Here is an 18,343-nt window from a genome sequence, read left to right as displayed (position 1 = left end):
GCAAAAAAACGGCTTGCGCCGTTTAAGGTAGCAATAAATGCTCAATTATTTTTAGGAATCTTAATTATGATTTCGTAGTGATCCTCATGATCCTTCTCAGACGTGTTAATATTCAAACCTGAGCTTGTAACCATCTCAACGGATTGACGTATGGTGTTCAAAGCTAATCGAACATCTTTAGAAAAAGATACCCGACGAGACTTTTTAATCTTTGTAGCTTCCTTTAAAAAGTTAATCTTAATCTCTGTTTGTTTAACGTTCAGCTCTTTAGCAATGACTTCTTCGAGAATTTTCACTTGCATTTCTTCTTGATCCAGAGCAAGCAATGCTCTCGCATGGCGCTCCGTAATCTTCCGTTCCATCAAAGCCATCTTGACAGGTTCGCTTAGATTTAGTAAGCGGATCTTATTCGCAATTGTTGATTGGCTCTTGCCAAGACGTTGTGCTAAACTCTCTTGTGTCAAATCATGCATCTCAATCAACTGTTGGTAAGCGGCAGCCTCTTCAATTGCAGTCAATCCCTCACGTTGCAGATTCTCAATTAGAGCAATGGATGCAGCTTGAGAATCATTAAAATCTCGCACAATTGCAGGAATCGTATCAAGGCCTAGTTTCTTAACAGCTCTTAAACGTCTTTCTCCGGCAATGAGCTCGAATGTATTGTTTTTGACTCTGACAACGATTGGCTGAATAACGCCATGTGTCCGTATCGTTTGACACAATTCATCAATACGATCATCATCAAATAAGATCCTAGGTTGATATGGACTTGGAATAATAGTATTTACTGGTATGTTTTTGACTTCATCCGTCGACGAACGATCAGTAAGTCCAAATAACTTTGAAATTTGTTCTTTCATAGGAAACCCTACCACCAACTCTTCCCGTAGTTTAAGCGACCATGACGATCCAAAGATAGACGACCTCTTCGTCCTACAGAACGAAAACGCTTGTCAAAAATACGGCGAAGTATGACAAGTGCAATCACATAAACTCACTACAAATAGAATAGATTCTTACTATAATATATTCTTCATTGAAGCCAGATTTCCTGCTTAAAGCAATTGTGAAACTTAAATGAATAATGTTTCACGTGGAACATTTTCACTACTTCATAAGAGGCTCTTTTAGTGGAATTCCAGCCTTTCTAGGATACTTAGTTGGTGTAGCAGCGAGTTTATGAATTTCTACAAAATGCCTCATTGATTCCTCAATAGGCAGTTGCATCTTAAGGACTTTAACAACTTTCCCCTTCAACTCAGATAAACTATAAGAGGACTCACTTAACTCCTCTTCAATCTCTGAGCCTTTCATTGCAATAAATGTGCCATCCTTCTTCACAAAAGGAAGACAGAATTCATTCAACACTTGAAGTCTTGCGACAGCTCTAGCAGTAACGAGGTCAAACTGATCACGATATTTAGGTAATCTAGCAATATCCTCTGCTCTACCATGTACGCATTCCGTATCAGATAAACCTAACTGTGAAACTAGCTCTCTTAAAAATAAAATTCGCTTATTCAAAGAATCAATGATCGTAACCTTTAGATGAGGGAAAGCAATTTTTAAAGGAATACTTGGAAACCCCGCGCCTGAGCCAATATCTGCAATCGTAGATACAGAGCTCATATCATAATTAAAAGAAACAGAAAGAGAGTCATAGAAATGTTTTAAGTAAACCTGCTCTCTCTCTGTAATTCCTGTTAAATTCATTTTCTCATTCCACTCTACAAGTGTCTTATAGTACAATTCAAATTGCTCCAATTGTAGAGTAGAAAGAGCTATCTGTTGCTTTTCTAAAAATTGAACGAATTGTTGTTGAATAGCATCCATATGTTAACCTCTAGCCGCTGTGACTCTGTTATAGTGTTCCAAATACACAAGAAGGATAGAAATATCCGATGGAGTAACACCTGCAATACGCGATGCTTGACCAATCGAGATCGGACGGATTTTAGCGAGCTTTTGCTTAGCTTCCGTTGCAATCCCATGAATTTCGCTATATTCGATATCATCCGGAATCTTTTTCTTTTCCATTTTACGTAGGCGCTCAACTTGATTACTTTGCTTCTCAATGTAGCCGGCATATTTTACTTGAATCTCAACTTGTTCCTTCATTTCATCATCTAACTCGAGCGGTGAAGGAGACATTTGCTCAATATGCTTATATTCGATTTCTGGACGACGAAGCAGCCCAATTGCTGGAACTGAATTATTTAATACTACACTTTCCAAGCTTTCTAATAGCTGTTGAACATGCGGTTCCGGTCTAACTTTATCCGTACTCAAACGTTCAATCTCTTGATCCACTAATGCTTTTTTCTTTAAAAAAGTCGCATAACGTTCCTCAGAAATTAACCCAATATCGTGACCAATTGGTGTTAGGCGTAAGTCAGCATTGTCGTGGCGAAGCAGCAACCGATACTCAGCACGTGATGTTAATAAACGATATGGTTCATTTGTCCCTTTTGTAACTAAATCGTCAATAAGAACACCGATATACCCTTCGGATCGATCCAAAACAACCGCTTCTTTACCTTGAACTTTACGAGCCGCATTAATCCCGGCCATAACCCCTTGGCCAGCTGCTTCTTCATATCCAGAAGTTCCGTTGATTTGACCAGCAGTAAACAATCCGCTAACAAGCTTAGTTTCTAAGGAAGGCTTTAATTGAGTAGGCACTACCGCATCATATTCTATGGCATAACCGGTACGCATCATTTCTACTTTTTCCAGACCCGGGATTGAGCGTAGAATGCCAAGCTGCACATCTTCCGGCATACTCGTAGATAAACCTTGTACATAGTACTCGGATGTATTACGCCCTTCCGGCTCTAGAAAAATTTGATGCTTCGGTTTATCGGCAAAACGAACAATTTTATCTTCGATAGATGGGCAGTATCTTGGCCCAGTACCTTCAATCGCACCAGAAAACATGGGGGCACGATGAAGATTCGAGTTAATAATATTGTGTGTTTCTTCAGATGTATACGTTAGCCAACAAGGCAATTGTTCATTAGGAGCACCTGATTTTGTTTCAAAAGAGAAAAACTTAGGCTCATCATCACCAGGTTGAATTTCCGTTTTACTGAAGTCGATAGAATCTTTATGAACACGCGGCGGAGTTCCCGTTTTGAAACGAACGAGATCAAAGCCTAGTTTGCGCAGAGATTCGGATAGCTTCACAGAAGGTTGTTGATTGTTCGGGCCGCTCTCGTACATAAGTTCGCCCATGATAACTTTCCCTCTTAGGTAAGTTCCCGTTGTAAGAACAATTGCTTTTGCATAATACTCAGCGCCTGTTTTGGTAATAACACCTTTAATTGTGCCCTCTTCGACAATGAGTTCTTCAGCCATACCTTGACGTAACGTTAAGTTTGGCGTTGCTTCAATTGTTTCTTTCATTTTATGCTGATACGAAAATTTGTCGGCTTGAGCACGAAGCGCATGCACAGCTGGACCTTTCCCTGTATTCAACATACGCATTTGAATATACGTTTTGTCGATGTTACGACCCATTTCGCCACCGATCGCGTCAATTTCACGAACAACGTGGCCCTTAGCAGGACCACCAATAGATGGATTGCAAGGCATGAAAGCAACCATATCCAAATTAATTGTTAAAAGTAGTGTATTACAGCCCATCCGGGCAGATGCCAGAGCAGATTCGCATCCCGCGTGTCCAGCTCCGATGACAATAACATCATAATCACCTGCATGATATCCCATAGTTTAAAAGTCCCTCCCTCTTTTATGAAAACGAAAATGCTGTCGGTTTTCATTTACCTAAGCAGAATTGTGTAAAAATTTGATCGATCAACGATTCCCCTACAGAATCACCAATAATCTCTCCAAGCTGCTCCCAAGCTGCGCGGATATCTATTTGAATCATATCGATAGGCACGTATTGCTCGTTAGCCTCCAGCGCATCGTGTAACGAGCGTTTCGCTTGCTTCAACAATGAGATATGTCGAACGTTGCTGACGTACGTCAGATCACTTGATTCTAGTTTGCCCTCAAAGAAAATCGCGGCAATCGCTTTTTCTAAATGATCAATACCTTTATTCTCAATCAGAGATAACTCGACAATACGTTCCTGTGGAAAATAACTCAATACTTGCTCGATATCTAACTTTCGACTTAAATCAATCTTATTCAAAATAACAATCGTTTGCTTAGCAGCTAATTGCTTCATCAGTGCAATCTCATCTAATTGAAGCTCTTCATTACTATTAAGCACCAGTAAAATTAAATCTGCTTCAGCCAAAGCTGTTTTCGATCGTTCCACTCCGATTTGTTCCACAATATCTGTCGTTTCTCGGATCCCCGCTGTATCTAACAGCTTGAGCGGAATACCGCCAACATTAACAAACTCCTCAATGACATCTCTAGTTGTTCCTGGAATATCCGTAACAATCGCCCTATTCTCCTGCGCCAACTCATTCAGCAATGACGATTTTCCTACATTCGGTCTGCCAACAATGGCCGTTTCAATGCCCTCACGCAGAATTTTGCCTTGCTCAGCGGTCACCAAAAGACGGTCAATTTCAATCATAACCGTATCACATTTACTCTTTATGAAAGCATTCGTCATTTCTTCAACATCATGCTCTGGGTAATCAATGTTGACTTCCACGTGGGCCATCAATTCTACTAACACATATCGCAAATGTTTGATTTGCTTCGACAAATTACCTTCAACCTGCTTTAATGCCACTTTAAAAGCTCGGTCCGACTTGGCACGAATCAAATCTATAACAGCTTCTGCTTGTGTCAAATCGATCCGACCATTAAGGAAGGCTCGCTTCGTGAACTCACCTGGTTCCGCCAAACGAATCCCTTGCTGCAGCAATAAATCCAATACCTTCTTTACGGAAACAATGCCGCCGTGACAACTGACTTCGACTACATCCTCCATTGTAAAAGAACGCGGAGCTTTCATTAATGTAACGAGAACCTCCTCTACCTTTTCGGCAGAAGCAGGTTCTATAATGAATCCATAATGTACCGTATGCGTCTCAGCATCAGATAATTTCGTTTTTGAGCGAAAAACGCGCTCCACCAGTGGAACTGCCTCATCTCCGCTCACACGAATAACCGCTATCCCACCCTCACCGAGCGGCGTAGAAATAGCAGCAATCGTATCATTTAACATAGTATTTACACCTCGAATTTACCTCATCTTAAAGAAAAAGCAATGACTTATGCTCATGTCATTGCGGCTAAGGTTATTTGACGGCGATCACGACCCGACGATTCGGTTCTTCGCCTTTGCTATATGTTTTGACAACGGGATGTCCTTGCAATTCAGCATGAATAATCTTGCGTTCTTGCGAGTTCATCGGTTCCAAAATAACTTCTTTTTTCGACTTTATGACACGATTCGCTAACCTTAAAGCTAGCTCCTCTAACGTCTTTTTACGTCTATCTCGGAAATTCTCTGCATCTAAAATAATCCGAAAATGCGAATTTGCATAACGATTTGCAACAATATTCACTAAATATTGCAGCGCATCAAGTGTTTGTCCTCTTTTACCGATCAAAATACCTAGCTCCGAACCACTCATATTCAACTGGTAGCCTTCGCGATCCTTTGTCGTGTCTATGGTGATGGAAATTTTCATCGCTTCGAACATATCTTGTAAGAAAGCAATGGCTTCCTCAAGCGGATCTGGTATCAATTCAAGCTCTACCTTAGCTTCTTTGGAACCAATAAACCCGAACAACCCACGAGAGGGTTGTTCCAAAATATGAATCTTTACACGATCCTCCGAAACCTGCCATTGAGAAAGACCGGCTTTAACCGCTAACTCAATAGTTTTTCCAGTCACCACAATTTTTTTCATTTGGACAGGCCACCCTTATTATTTTGAGATCCAGGATTTTTTTGCTTTCCAGGAGAACCATAAATAAAGTAAGACTGAATAATGGTGAAGATATTACCGTAAATCCAGTAAAGTGGCAGCGCAGCTGCGAAATTCATGGACATCACGAAAATCATAACCGGGAAAATGTATAGTAAGCTTTTCATTTGTTGATTCATTTGAGAAGACATAAACATTTGTTGAACGAATGTTGTTGCCGCGGCAATTATCGGAAGAATGTAATAATGATCGGGCTGTCCTAAATTCATCCATAAAAAAGTATGCTCTCGAATATGATCATTACGCATGATAGCTTGATAAAGCGCAATTAGAATTGGCATTTGAACAATGATTGGGAAACACCCAGCTAACGGATTCACACCATTTGACTGAAATAACTTCATTGTTTCTTCCTGCTGCTTCTTCGCATCATCTTTATACTTTTCTTTAAGCTTCTTCATCTCAGGCTGCAACTCTTGCATCCGTTTAGAGCTCTTATACTGTTTCAGCGTCAGAGGCAAAATAATGAGACGAATAATTAGGGTTACGACCAAAATGGATAAGCCATATTGACCCCATAACTTGACGGCGAACCAGTCGAGTGTCTGCGAAAGCGGGTACACGAAATATTTTACAAAAAAACCTGCCGTATTAGGATCAATTGGTGCCATAGCAGCGCTACTAGGACTACATCCTGACAACAATAAGATCAACGCAGAAAGAGCTGCAAGCAAATAGAGTCGACGAGTCAAAATGAGATCCTCCTAAATATCTTTTCCAACATAAACTATAACACAATTTAAGCGCGAAAAGAAATAATGCTTCACTTTTTTATTGTGTCGTTTCTTTTTAATAAAGAAGCTTTTCGGATTACATGCCAAATGCTTTTTTCCATCTCGGCATATTCCATATCTACTGCGGGTTTCCTGGCCAGCAAAATGTAATCATAATGCGGCATCAAGTTTTCTTTTTTCAAACGGATGATCTCTTTCACCATTCGTCTCAAGCGGTTCCGGACAACCGCATTCCCTACTTTTTTACTCACAGATATGCCTAGTCGGAAATTCTCCAATTTGGGCTGAGGTAAATAATAAAGAACAAATTGATGGTTGGCCATTGATTTGCCATATCGATAAATCTTATTGAAGTCTTCTCTTTTAGCTAATCTATATTCTTTTTCCACAGACATGTACGCTCCAGACCGTTAACATCAGATAAGCTAAATAGTTATTAGGCATCTTATCTATTTTTGACCGAAATGACGGCATATAAACTGATCCATCTAAATGCAAAAAAAAAAGCCCCTTCCGGAGCCTCTTTTTACGCGCTAAGAACTTTTCTTCCTTTAAGACGACGAGCTTGTAGAACTTTACGACCGTTCTTCGTGCTCATTCTTTTACGGAAACCATGATTCTTCTTACGCTTTCTCGTATTCGGGTTAAACGTCGGACCCATCTATAGCACCTCCCTACCTGAGGATATCCATCCTACAAAATTTCTACTACTCATTAAATCATATATCACTGAAGAAAGTCAACCTACCCGAGCGTTCAGAAGTAAATGCCAAATCAATCACATAAAATCGAAAAAGAATAACCTGTGTATAAAATTTATCCACCGAAAAGAGAAGCTTGTCGAAAATCAACAGATTATTAACAATATCTTGTGTTGTGAACAATTTCTATGCACAACTTGTTGTAATTGTGGATAATACCAAACAATCCGTTGATTAACAGGCTATCTTTTGTTAAGATGATAATGTTTCTGTTGTGGATACACACGACCTTTTCTCCGTTTTATCAACAGTCTGTGGATAACATTGTGAACAAAATTCCCTCTACAAGAATAAGTCATTTTAACCGATTCTTAATAATGTGGATAAAACGACAAAAGCCGTCCTTTTTTGACCCCATCAGACATGAAGGTTCTTTTCGCCGTAAATCGCGCAGAATATACTCTGATTGCGTTCAATCTAAGTCTATATCGGATCGCTCCAGTTAGAGCTTCAACCATAATGATTTATACACAGCCCACATTTTCTGAAACCTGGCCTTACGCCACATGTTTGATTTTAAAGGAGTGAATTACTGTGGAAGGCCATTCTACGGATTTATGGCAGCAAATCTTAACGATTATCCAAACCAAACTCAGCAAACCTAGCTTCGATACTTGGCTAAAATCGACCAAAGCGACAGTTTTCAATGACTCGACTGTCGTTATTTGTGCGCCCAACAATTTTGCCCAGGAGTGGTTGGAAAGCCGCTACACGAAGCTAATTGAAGGCACAATTTATGATTTCACCGGCAAACACGTATCCGTGAAGTTCATCATCGAGACCGAAGAACAGAAAGCTCAATCCGCCTCGACTCAACCGGCTGTCATACCGCCTAAGGGTCCCGCCATTGTGGCCGGCGAAGAAAATTTCACGAATATGATGAATTCGAGATACACCTTCGATACCTTCGTTATCGGATCAGGCAATCGATTCGCGCATGCAGCTTCTTTAGCTGTGGCCGAAGCACCAGCTAAAGCCTATAATCCACTGTTTTTATACGGAGGCGTTGGTTTAGGCAAAACTCATTTAATGCATGCAATCGGTCATTACGTGCTGGAACATAACCCTGGGGCCCGTGTTTTATATATTTCATCAGAGAAATTTACGAATGAATTCATTAATGCTGTCCGTGATAACCGCGGCGAAGGGTTCCGCAATAAATATAGAACAATCGATGTGCTATTAATTGACGATATTCAATTCCTCGCCGGTAAAGAAGGTACGCAGGAGGAATTTTTTCATACATTTAACGCTCTTCATGAAGAAGGTAAGCAGATTATTATCTCCAGTGACCGGCCTCCCAAAGAGATCCCAACGCTGGAGGACCGCTTGCGCTCTAGGTTTGAGTGGGGCTTGATTACCGATATCCAACCACCTGATTTAGAGACGCGCATCGCGATTTTGCGTAAAAAAGCGAAAGCAGAAAACCTTGAAATTCCGAATGAAGCGATGATCTACATCGCGAATCAAATCGATACGAACATTCGTGAGCTGGAAGGTGCTCTAATAAGGGTAGTTGCCTACTCCTCTCTAATTAATCAGGATATTAGCGTGCATTTGACCGCCGAGGCTTTGAAAGATATTATTCCATCGAACCGGCCAAAGGTCATAACCATACAGGATATTCAGCAGCGTGTTGGTGAATTCTATGGATTAAAGCTCGAGGATTTTAAAGCGCGCAAACGAACTAAAGCCGTAGCTTTCCCTAGACAGGTCGCAATGTACCTGGCACGGGAGCTGACGGACTTCTCTTTGCCGAAAATAGGAGATAATTTTGGTGGCCGCGACCATACAACGGTTATCCATGCCCATGAAAAAATATCGCAAATGTTGCAAGTGGATCAGGAGCTCTATAAGATCGTTCATAATCTAACGGAGCGTATCAAAAACCCTTCTTAATAACATTTGATTTCGGGTGAGCCTATACACAATCTATGCACATGTGGATAGGCTTGCTTTATATACGGTTCATCCACATATCCACATATCCAGAGCCCCTACTGCTATTACTAATAAAGAATGATATTATATATAGATATGCTAACGCACCCCAAAAAAGAACTGCAGGAGTGAAGTCATGAAATTAACGATCCTTAAAGACCATTTAATAGAATCCATTGGTCACGTTTCCAAAGCCATATCGTCACGTACAACAATTCCTATCCTTACAGGGATAAAAATAGATGCAACCTTAAGCGGTGTAACCCTTACGGCAAGCGATACCGATATTTCGATTCAAAGCTTTACACCAAGCGAAAATGGTACTAACAAAATCATTCAGTTATTTCAAGCCGGGAGTGTCGTGCTTCCAGCTAAATTTTTCGTTGAAATTATTCGTAAACTCCCTGCTCAACTCATTGAAATTGAAGTAGGTCATAATTTTCAAACCATTATTCGTTCAGGTTCTTCCGAAATTCAAATAATGGGACTTGATCCAGATGAATATCCGCTGCTGCCAGAAATCGAAGAAAGCAAAATGCTGCGTCTTCCAAGCGATTTGCTCAAAACAATGATTAAACAAACGTCTTATGCGGTATCTACAAATGAGTCCACACCGATTCTTACAGGTGTACTTTGGAATATCACTGGTGATAAACTGAAGTTTATTGCTTGTGATCGCCACCGTCTTGCCAGCCGAGAAGTTACTGTTGATAACGATAATGCGCAAAATTTGCCTAATATTGTCATTTCAGGCCGAACACTAAATGAATTAAGCAAAATTTTGCCTGATCAAAATTCACTTATAGATATAGTTATTTCGGACAATCAAGTTTTATTCAAAATTCATTCTATTTTATTTTATTCACGTATTTTGGATGGTACTTATCCGGATACATCGAAGCTCATTCCTCAGTCATTTCAAACGGAAATGGTCGTTCCAACAAAAGAATTGGCTGAAGCCATCGATCGCGCTTACCTCCTTTCCAAAGAAGATAAGACGAATATTGTTAAAATGATGATGCTGGAAGACCAAACGATTGAGATTTCATCCAGCTCCTCCGAGCTCGGCAAAGTGACGGAGCAAATTGACCTGCAACACATTGTCGGCGATCTACTGAAAATCTCATTTAACTCCAAATACATGCTTGATGCGCTCAAAGTTCTCGACTCAGAGTTTATTCATATTGGATTTACTGGAGCTATGCAGCCTATCATCATGAAGCCGCAAGATTCAACAAACATTTTACAGCTGATCTTGCCATATCGAACTACGAATTAAGGAGTGCTCCAGTATGAAGCAAATCGCCATTAACACGGACTACATTACACTCGGGCAGTTTCTCAAATTATCGGACTGCATATCCACAGGTGGACAAGCCAAATTTTTTGTTGTGGATACAAAAATCGAAGTGAACGGACAAGCAGAAAATCGCAGAGGACGGAAACTCGTACCGAAAGATATCGTTACCGTGGAGGGTTTCGGACAATTCGAAGTCGTTAGCTCCTGATTGGGCCAAGCCAGGAGGATGAGTAATCATGTTTTTGAACAGACTCGCGCTTAAGTCTTACCGAAATTACGATCAGATCGAGTTGACCACAGATAGCAATGTTAATATCTTTGTTGGACCTAACGCACAAGGAAAAACGAATTTATTGGAATCCATTTATGTTTTGGCAATGACCAAATCACATCGTACACATCAAGACAAAGAACTAATAGGCTGGAACGGCGAACAAACACAGCTGCATGCACAAATTCAAAAGCGATATGGCAGTTGCCAACTGGACCTCTCCATTTCATCCAAAGGCAAGAAAGCCAAAATCAACGGGCTTGAGCAGAAAAAGCTCAGTAACTTTATTGGTGCACTCAATGTTGTAATGTTTGCGCCGGAGGATTTAGAAATTGTCAAAGGCACGCCTGGTATAAGACGGCGATTTCTAGATATGGAGATTGGCCAAGTGCAGCCCTCCTATCTCTACGATCTATCGCAATATCAGAAAATTTTGCTTCAGCGTAACAATTATTTAAAGCAAAATTTCGCGGGAAAAGGCTCTCCAGACGCGATGTTGGACATTTGGAATGAACAATTAGCGCTGTATGGTGTTAAAATTATGAAAAAGCGTCAAAACTTTATTAAGAAGCTGCAACAATGGGCTGAAACGATACATCGAGGAATTACGAATGACAGCGAAGAGCTGCTCATCCGATATTCCCCTTCGTTTGACATGGGCTCGTTTGAAGATGAATCTGTTTTATTAAACCAATTTATGATAAAGTTATCATTGGTCAGAGATCAGGAATTCCGAAGAGGCGTTACACTAGTTGGCCCTCATCGCGACGATCTTCTTTTTTACATCAACGACAAAGAAGTCCAAACCTACGGCTCTCAGGGGCAGCAGCGAACAACTGCACTCTCCCTTAAGCTGGCGGAAATTGAACTCATCCATGAGGAAGTTGGCGAATATCCTCTTTTATTGCTTGATGATGTGCTTTCAGAGCTTGATGAATATAGGCAGACGCAGTTGATCCGCACGTTTCAGGAAAAAGTGCAAACGTTTATCACCACGACGGGTCTAGAGAGTGTCCATTTGGACCAACTGAACCATGCTTCCGTGTTTCATGTTTTGAAAGGAAATGTAAGTGGCAGGAGCTGAGGAGCATGTTTATTCATTTGGGTGGAGAAAAAATTATTCGAGCTTCCGAACTGATTGCTATATTCGATATCTCGATAGAAAAGTCTTCAAAAATATCGAAACAATTCATTCAACAAGCTGTTAAGGATAAAAAAACAGAAAAAATCGGTGAGGAAGAATGCAAATCACTCGTTGTTACGAAGAGTAAGGTGTATTATTCCCCAATCTCCTCTACCACGCTCAAGAAAAGAGCGCATCTTTTGTTAACGAACTAACCTTTTGTTGTTCACATAAGAGAGTATAAGAGGTTTATCTCACTATAAAAAAGCAGGTGGAGATTAACATGTCCGTGAATCAAAATGCGTACGATGACAGTCAGATTCAGGTACTTGAAGGGTTAGAGGCCGTACGAAAACGGCCGGGCATGTACATTGGCTCGACAAGCGCCCGTGGACTTCACCATCTCGTATGGGAAGTTGTCGACAATAGTATCGATGAGGCATTAGCCGGCTTCTGTACCAAGATTGATGTTATAGTTCATAAGAATAATAGCGTTACCGTTATTGATAATGGCCGTGGCATTCCTGTCGGTGAAAATGCGAAGCTCAAGCGTCCGACATTGGAAGTTGTTCTTACGGTTCTTCATGCCGGCGGTAAGTTCGGTGGAGATGACTCCGGTTATAAGGTATCGGGGGGTCTGCACGGGGTAGGTATTTCCGTTGTTAATGCGTTGTCTGAGCATCTTACTGTGCAAGTAAAGCGTGAGGGCAAAATCCATCAACAAGAGTACCGCCGCGGCGCGCCGCAGTATGACGTGAAAGTGATCGGCGAAACCGAAGAGACAGGCACGCAAGTTACATTCCAGCCAGATCCTGAGATTTTCAAAGAGACGACGGAATATGACTTTGATATTCTTCAATCGAGGATTCGAGAGCTAGCTTTTCTAAACAAAGGAATCGAGATTAATTTAATCGACGAGCGCACGGATACGGTTACAACCCATATGTACCAGGGCGGGATTATTTCCTTCGTACAGCATTTGAATAGAAATCGTGAAGTCGTCAATGAGATGCCGATCTATGTAGAGGGATCCAAGGATAATATCTCTATCGAGATTGCGCTGCAGTACAACGACAGCTATACGGAGAACATTTACTCTTTCGCAAATAACATCAATACCCATGAAGGCGGTACCCACGAATCAGGCTTTAAAAGCGCGCTGACGCGGATATTGAATGATTATGCACGTAAATCGAACTCTCTGAAAGAAAGCGACTCTAACCTTTCCGGTGATGATGTCCGTGAGGGGCTAGCTGCGATTATTTCCGTGAAAATTCCGGAGCCTCAATTCGAGGGTCAAACCAAAACGAAACTAGGAAACAGCGAAGTCCGCGGTATTGTTGAGTCTTTATTTGCTGAGAAACTGCAAACTTTCATGGAAGAAAACCCAGCGGTTGCCAAGCGCATCTTGGAAAAAGGAATTCAAGCAGCAAGAGCTAGAGAAGCGGCACGTAAAGCGAGAGAACTGACTCGTCGTAAAAGTGCTCTGGAAGTAAGCGCATTGCCAGGTAAACTTGCAGATTGCTCCTCCAAGGATGCTTCTATCAGTGAGATTTACATCGTAGAAGGCGACTCTGCGGGCGGATCAGCTAAGCAAGGACGTGATCGTCACTTCCAAGCGATTCTTCCACTTCGCGGAAAAATTTTGAACGTTGAGAAAGCCAGATTGGATCGTATTTTATCTAATACGGAGATTCGGGCGATGATTACGGCTTTTGGTACGGGGATCAGTGATGATTTCGATATCAATAAAGCTCGTTATCACAAAATTATTATCATGACAGATGCCGACGTTGACGGAGCGCATATTCGTACACTCCTTCTTACGTTCTTCTACAGATACATGAAAAAGCTGATTGAAACCGGGTATGTATATATTGCACAGCCTCCACTTTTCAAATTGGAAAGAAATAAAACCATACGCTATGCCTACAACGAAAAGCAAAGAGAAGCGATCATGCAAGAGTTTGGTGAGGGTGCCAAAGTCAATGTACAGCGTTACAAAGGACTAGGTGAAATGAATCCTGAGCAATTATGGGAAACCACGATGGATCCAGAAAGCCGCACCTTGCTGCAAGTGACGATCGAAGATGCGATTGAAGCGGATACGCTCTTTGATTCTTTGATGGGAGATAACGTAGAACCTAGAAGAGATTTCATCGAGGAACACGCAATTTACGTGAAAAATCTAGATGTCTAAACGTCTTAGACGTTGTTAACGATGTAAGCTTTCAGGAGGAACATTCATGAGCGAAGAATTACGTTCGCAAGTCAAAGAAATTGACATTTCTACCGAAATGCGTACATCCTTCTTAGACTATGCGATGAGTATCATTGTCAGTCGTGCACTGCCAGATGTAAGGGATGGCCTGAAGCCAGTTCATCGTCGTATTCTATTTGCGATGTCTGAACTGGGCATGTCTCCAGATAAACCATATAAGAAATCAGCGAGAATTGTCGGCGAAGTTATCGGTAAGTATCATCCACACGGGGATTCAGCTGTTTATGAAACCATGGTTCGGATGGCACAAGACTTCTCTCTTCGTTACATGCTCGTTGACGGTCATGGTAACTTTGGGTCAATCGACGGCGATATGGCGGCAGCCATGCGTTATACGGAAGCTCGTCTATCCAAAATTGCGATGGAACTTCTACGGGATATCAACAAAGAGACGATCGATTATGCGCCCAACTACGATGGTGAGGAACAAGAGCCTGTTGTTCTCCCCTCTCGTTTTCCAAACTTGCTTGTGAACGGAAGCTCAGGTATCGCGGTAGGTATGGCTACGAATATTCCTCCGCATAACCTCCGAGAAGTTATTGAGGGTATTCAGATGCTGATCCAGAATCCTGAAATAACGCCTTTAGAGCTGATGACAGCGATCAAAGGGCCGGATTTCCCTACGGCTGGATTCATTCTCGGCCGTGAAGGTATTAGACAAGCTTACACGACAGGTAGAGGCTCTGTTACAATGCGGGCTAGAACCGTCATTGAAGAAAATAATAACAAGGCTAGAATCATTGTCAATGAGCTGCCTTATCAAGTAAATAAAGCTAGACTAGTTGAGAAGATTGCTGAACTCGTTCGTGAGAAAAAGATTGATGGTATCACAGATCTTCGCGATGAATCGGATCGCAACGGAATGCGTGTTGTAATCGAGCTTCGCCGAGATGTGAATCCGAATGTCGTTCTGAATAACTTGTTTAAACAGACGGCTATGCAGTCTAACTTCGGCATTATCATGTTGGCGCTAGTTAATGGCCAACCAAGAGTATTGAATCTTCGTGAGATGCTGCATTACTATCTTCAGCATCAGCAGGAAGTCATTCGCCGCAGAACAGAGTATGAATTGCGCAAAGCAGAGGCGCGCGCTCATATTTTGGAAGGCTTGCGGATCGCATTGGATCATCTAGATCAAGTTATCGCTTTGATTCGTGCTTCCAGAACAACCGAGGAAGCTAGAGATGGCCTCATGAGCACGTTTAATTTGAGCTATGATCAAGCTCAAGCTATTCTGGACATGCGCCTACAGCGTTTAACCGGGTTAGAGCGTGAAAAAATTGAGGCTGAGTATGAAGAGCTCATGAAGAAAATCGCTGAACTTAAAGCGATTCTTGCTGACGAGCAGCTGATTCTAGCAATCATTAGCGAAGAACTCAATGAAATAAAAGAGAAATTCGGTGACGAACGTCGTTCCGAAATTACAATTGGTGAGGAAAGCATCGAAGATGAAGACCTCATTCCACGTGAAGATGTCGTAATTACGATTACGCATACAGGCTATATTAAGCGACTACCCGTCACCACGTATAAGAACCAGAAACGCGGAGGGCGCGGAATTGTCGGTATGGGGACCAAAGACGACGACTTTGTGGAACATTTGTTCGTAACGAATACGCATCATTACCTTATGTTCTTTACGAATAAAGGTAAAGTGTATCGGTTGAAAGCTTATGAGATTCCAGATTTGAGCCGAACTGCGCGTGGAACACCGATCATTAACTTGATCCAGATCGAGCAAGGTGAAACGATCAATGCGGTAATCCCGGTTGAGAGCTTCGAAACAGATCAATTCTTGTTCTTTGCAACGAAGCAAGGTGTTGTGAAGAAAACGCCAATTGACGATTACTCCAATATCCGTAAAGGCGGTCTAATCGCTATTAACTTGCGTGAGGACGATGATCTCATCGGTGTTAAATTAACCGACGGCAATCAAGGTATCATTATGGGGACCAAACTCGGCATGTCGATCCATTTCCCAGAACAAGATGTACGTTCGATGGGTAGATCAGCTACTGGAGTAAAAGGTATCCAGCTCGATGAGGAAGACGCTGTAATCGACATGGACGTAGTCCATGAAGATAATAGTGTATTGATTGTAACGTCTAAGGGCTTCGGTAAAAGAACGCCTGTTTCTGAATACCGTATCCAATCACGTGGTGGTAAAGGGATCAAAACCTTAAACGTCACGGATAAGAATGGTCCTGTGGTGGGTCTTAAAGTCGTTCAAGAGGACGAAGATCTCATGATTATTACCGCTTCCGGCACGGTCATTCGCACAAGTATGGATGGTATTTCGGTTATGGGTCGTAACACCCAAGGTGTACGTCTTATCAACATTCGTGAAGATGATGAAGTTGGAACCTTGGCGCGCGTACAGAAGAACGAAGACCAAAATGAAAACGAAGAAGACGGCGATTGGGAAGAATCCGAAACTGAGTCGACGGATACAGAATAATAAATTGCAGGGATGGGCTTACAAACCCATCCCTTTTACTTTACAATAGCATGTATAAGATAAAGTAAGGTGAGTGAGCGATCGTGCCGACAGTAGCCGTTTCTCAATTAAAGTATGGGGAAAAACTAGGAGACAATGTAACAACGAAATTGGGGAATGTTCTCTTCAATAAAGGGAAAATCCTTAACGAGAGAGATCTTGAGATTCTAAAAGCTTTTTTCATTGCTTCTGTTTATATTGAATCAAAGAACGGCGTTGAGCCGGAGGGAGCCATTGAGGATGCGAAAGTGAAAGAAGTCCCTTCAGTTCCTCCTTTTTATATAGAATATCAGAACATGTTAAAGCTGCTTAAACGCGTTTTTTTGCTTGCCAATGGCGGACAACCTTTACCCATCCTAGATATTCGTAACGGGCTTGAAGCACTTATTCAACATATCGATACCTACAAAGTACTCACATTTACTCCCAAAAATCGCAATTTGCAAGATTACATATATCATAAAAGCATCATGGTTAGTTTGACCTCGTATTGTTTGGCTAGATGGCATGGACTTCCGCAGAAAGATTTAATGCAAATCGCACTAGCCGGTCTCTTGCATGATATCGGCATTTCCAAAGTGGATTCATCCATCCTGGAGAAAAAGGGTCGCTTGATGGAGTCTGAGATGGAGGAGATCAAACAGCATACGTTGATGGGCTATCAGATCCTGAAAAACATTTCTGGGATCAACGAGGGTGTTAAATTAACAGCGGTTCAACATCACGAGCGTGAGGATGGATCGGGTTATCCTTTAGGTATGAAAGGCGACAAGCTTCATATTTACGCTAAAATCGTCGCGATCGCTGATATTTATAATGCGATGACGAACGAGCGTTATCACAAAACAGCTCTTTCTCCTTACCTTGTGTTGGAGCAGCTCTTTACGGAATCATTCGGAAAAGTAGATCCAACCTTGGTTCAAGTATTCATTAACAAGTCTACACAAATTAGCAATGGGACACTTGTTAAACTCAGTGATAATCGTGTTGGAGAGATTATATTCTCGGATCGCTCACAGCCGACAAGGCCTTGGGTAAATGTCAATGGAATGATCGTCAATTTAACGCTAGAGAGAAGCATATTTATACAGGAAGTAATCGGACAAATATAAAGACGAGGAGCCCCTTAACCAGGGGTTTTTCTTTTTTTATAAAAGAATATAAAAAATGCTTGCATTCTGTTTCTAGATTTGTTATATTACTCCTTGTCGCTTCGGCGGTCGAACGAAAGAACGAAAGTAACTGAAAAAAAGTTCTTGCAATCGGTTAGGCCGATGTGGTATATTAATCAAGTCGCCTTTGAAGAGCGAAGGGTTAATAAGGAAGAAATTGATCTTTGAAAACTGAACAACGAGTGAGTAAGCACGAACGAGAAATCGTTCAAAAATAGAGATTATTTGTAATCTCGCTAGCAAGTCAATGAGTACAATTAAGCTTTTCTACTATGGAGAGTTTGATCCTGGCTCAGGACGAACGCTGGCGGCGTGCCTAATACATGCAAGTCGAGCGGA

At 41.6% G+C, this 18,343-nt stretch carries 16 protein-coding genes and 1 rRNA gene; 9 read left to right on the top strand and 8 right to left on the bottom strand.

The window, feature by feature from the left end:
• Nucleotides 1-41: 41 nt before the first annotated feature.
• The 8 genes from noc to rpmH all read right to left on the bottom strand — a co-directional run bounded on the left by noc (nucleotide 42) and on the right by rpmH (nucleotide 7,319).
• Nucleotides 42-860: a nucleoid occlusion protein gene (noc, locus tag AC58UW_RS18235; protein WP_497422041.1), complete on the bottom strand. Its 819-nt coding sequence runs from the start codon at nucleotides 858-860 to the stop codon at nucleotides 42-44.
• 247 nt (nucleotides 861-1,107) lie between these two features.
• Nucleotides 1,108-1,833: a 16S rRNA (guanine(527)-N(7))-methyltransferase RsmG gene (gene rsmG / locus AC58UW_RS18230; protein ID WP_497422040.1), complete on the bottom strand. Its 726-nt coding sequence runs from the start codon at nucleotides 1,831-1,833 to the stop codon at nucleotides 1,108-1,110.
• 3 nt (nucleotides 1,834-1,836) lie between these two features.
• Nucleotides 1,837-3,729 (bottom strand): tRNA uridine-5-carboxymethylaminomethyl(34) synthesis enzyme MnmG, encoded by a 1,893-nt coding sequence (gene mnmG / locus AC58UW_RS18225; RefSeq protein ID WP_497422039.1) that lies wholly within the window; start codon nucleotides 3,727-3,729, stop codon nucleotides 1,837-1,839.
• Nucleotides 3,730-3,778: 49 nt separating this feature from the next.
• Nucleotides 3,779-5,155, bottom strand: a complete 1,377-nt coding sequence (gene mnmE / locus AC58UW_RS18220) for a tRNA uridine-5-carboxymethylaminomethyl(34) synthesis GTPase MnmE (protein WP_497422038.1) — start codon at nucleotides 5,153-5,155, stop codon at nucleotides 3,779-3,781.
• A 73-nt stretch (nucleotides 5,156-5,228) separates the two neighbouring features.
• The gene (jag, locus tag AC58UW_RS18215; RefSeq protein ID WP_145665519.1) at nucleotides 5,229-5,846 is read right to left on the bottom strand and encodes an RNA-binding cell elongation regulator Jag/EloR; all 618 of its coding nucleotides are present in this window, start codon (nucleotides 5,844-5,846) and stop codon (nucleotides 5,229-5,231) included.
• A complete protein-coding gene (gene yidC / locus AC58UW_RS18210) occupies nucleotides 5,843-6,616 on the bottom strand; it encodes a membrane protein insertase YidC (RefSeq protein ID WP_235959431.1) in 774 nt (257 codons plus the stop codon). The genes jag and yidC overlap by 4 nt, the downstream gene beginning before the upstream one ends.
• A gap of 71 nt (nucleotides 6,617-6,687) precedes the next feature.
• Complete coding sequence (rnpA, locus tag AC58UW_RS18205; protein ID WP_497422037.1) at nucleotides 6,688-7,047, bottom strand: ribonuclease P protein component; 360 nt, start codon at nucleotides 7,045-7,047, stop codon at nucleotides 6,688-6,690.
• A 137-nt stretch (nucleotides 7,048-7,184) separates the two neighbouring features.
• The gene (rpmH, locus tag AC58UW_RS18200) at nucleotides 7,185-7,319 is read right to left on the bottom strand and encodes a 50S ribosomal protein L34 (protein ID WP_028557239.1); all 135 of its coding nucleotides are present in this window, start codon (nucleotides 7,317-7,319) and stop codon (nucleotides 7,185-7,187) included.
• A 634-nt stretch (nucleotides 7,320-7,953) separates the two neighbouring features.
• Here rpmH and dnaA point away from each other — a divergent pair.
• From dnaA to AC58UW_RS18155, 9 genes are all read left to right on the top strand, one after another.
• Entirely contained in the window at nucleotides 7,954-9,318 is a 1,365-nt protein-coding gene (dnaA, locus tag AC58UW_RS18195; RefSeq protein ID WP_497422036.1) for a chromosomal replication initiator protein DnaA, read from the top strand.
• A gap of 178 nt (nucleotides 9,319-9,496) precedes the next feature.
• Entirely contained in the window at nucleotides 9,497-10,639 is a 1,143-nt protein-coding gene (gene dnaN, locus AC58UW_RS18190) for a DNA polymerase III subunit beta (RefSeq protein ID WP_497422035.1), read from the top strand.
• Nucleotides 10,640-10,652: 13 nt separating this feature from the next.
• Nucleotides 10,653-10,868, top strand: a complete 216-nt coding sequence (yaaA, locus tag AC58UW_RS18185) for a S4 domain-containing protein YaaA (RefSeq protein WP_127454096.1) — start codon at nucleotides 10,653-10,655, stop codon at nucleotides 10,866-10,868.
• 28 nt (nucleotides 10,869-10,896) lie between these two features.
• A complete protein-coding gene (recF, locus tag AC58UW_RS18180; protein ID WP_497422034.1) occupies nucleotides 10,897-12,015 on the top strand; it encodes a DNA replication/repair protein RecF in 1,119 nt (372 codons plus the stop codon).
• A gap of 5 nt (nucleotides 12,016-12,020) precedes the next feature.
• A complete protein-coding gene (gene remB, locus AC58UW_RS18175; RefSeq protein ID WP_127454100.1) occupies nucleotides 12,021-12,269 on the top strand; it encodes an extracellular matrix regulator RemB in 249 nt (82 codons plus the stop codon).
• Nucleotides 12,270-12,337: 68 nt separating this feature from the next.
• A complete protein-coding gene (gyrB, locus tag AC58UW_RS18170; protein ID WP_497422033.1) occupies nucleotides 12,338-14,254 on the top strand; it encodes a DNA topoisomerase (ATP-hydrolyzing) subunit B in 1,917 nt (638 codons plus the stop codon).
• A 46-nt stretch (nucleotides 14,255-14,300) separates the two neighbouring features.
• Nucleotides 14,301-16,793 (top strand): DNA gyrase subunit A, encoded by a 2,493-nt coding sequence (gene gyrA, locus AC58UW_RS18165; RefSeq protein WP_497422032.1) that lies wholly within the window; start codon nucleotides 14,301-14,303, stop codon nucleotides 16,791-16,793.
• Nucleotides 16,794-16,876: 83 nt separating this feature from the next.
• Complete coding sequence (locus AC58UW_RS18160) at nucleotides 16,877-17,944, top strand: HD-GYP domain-containing protein (RefSeq protein ID WP_497422031.1); 1,068 nt, start codon at nucleotides 16,877-16,879, stop codon at nucleotides 17,942-17,944.
• A 329-nt stretch (nucleotides 17,945-18,273) separates the two neighbouring features.
• Nucleotides 18,274-18,343: ribosomal RNA gene (locus AC58UW_RS18155) — 16S ribosomal RNA — on the top strand; the annotation flags it as partial.

It is taken from the genome of Paenibacillus sp. J22R160, assembly GCF_059692135.1.
Note: the sequence above shows the minus strand (reverse complement) of the source record. Positions and strands in the feature narration are given on the sequence as shown.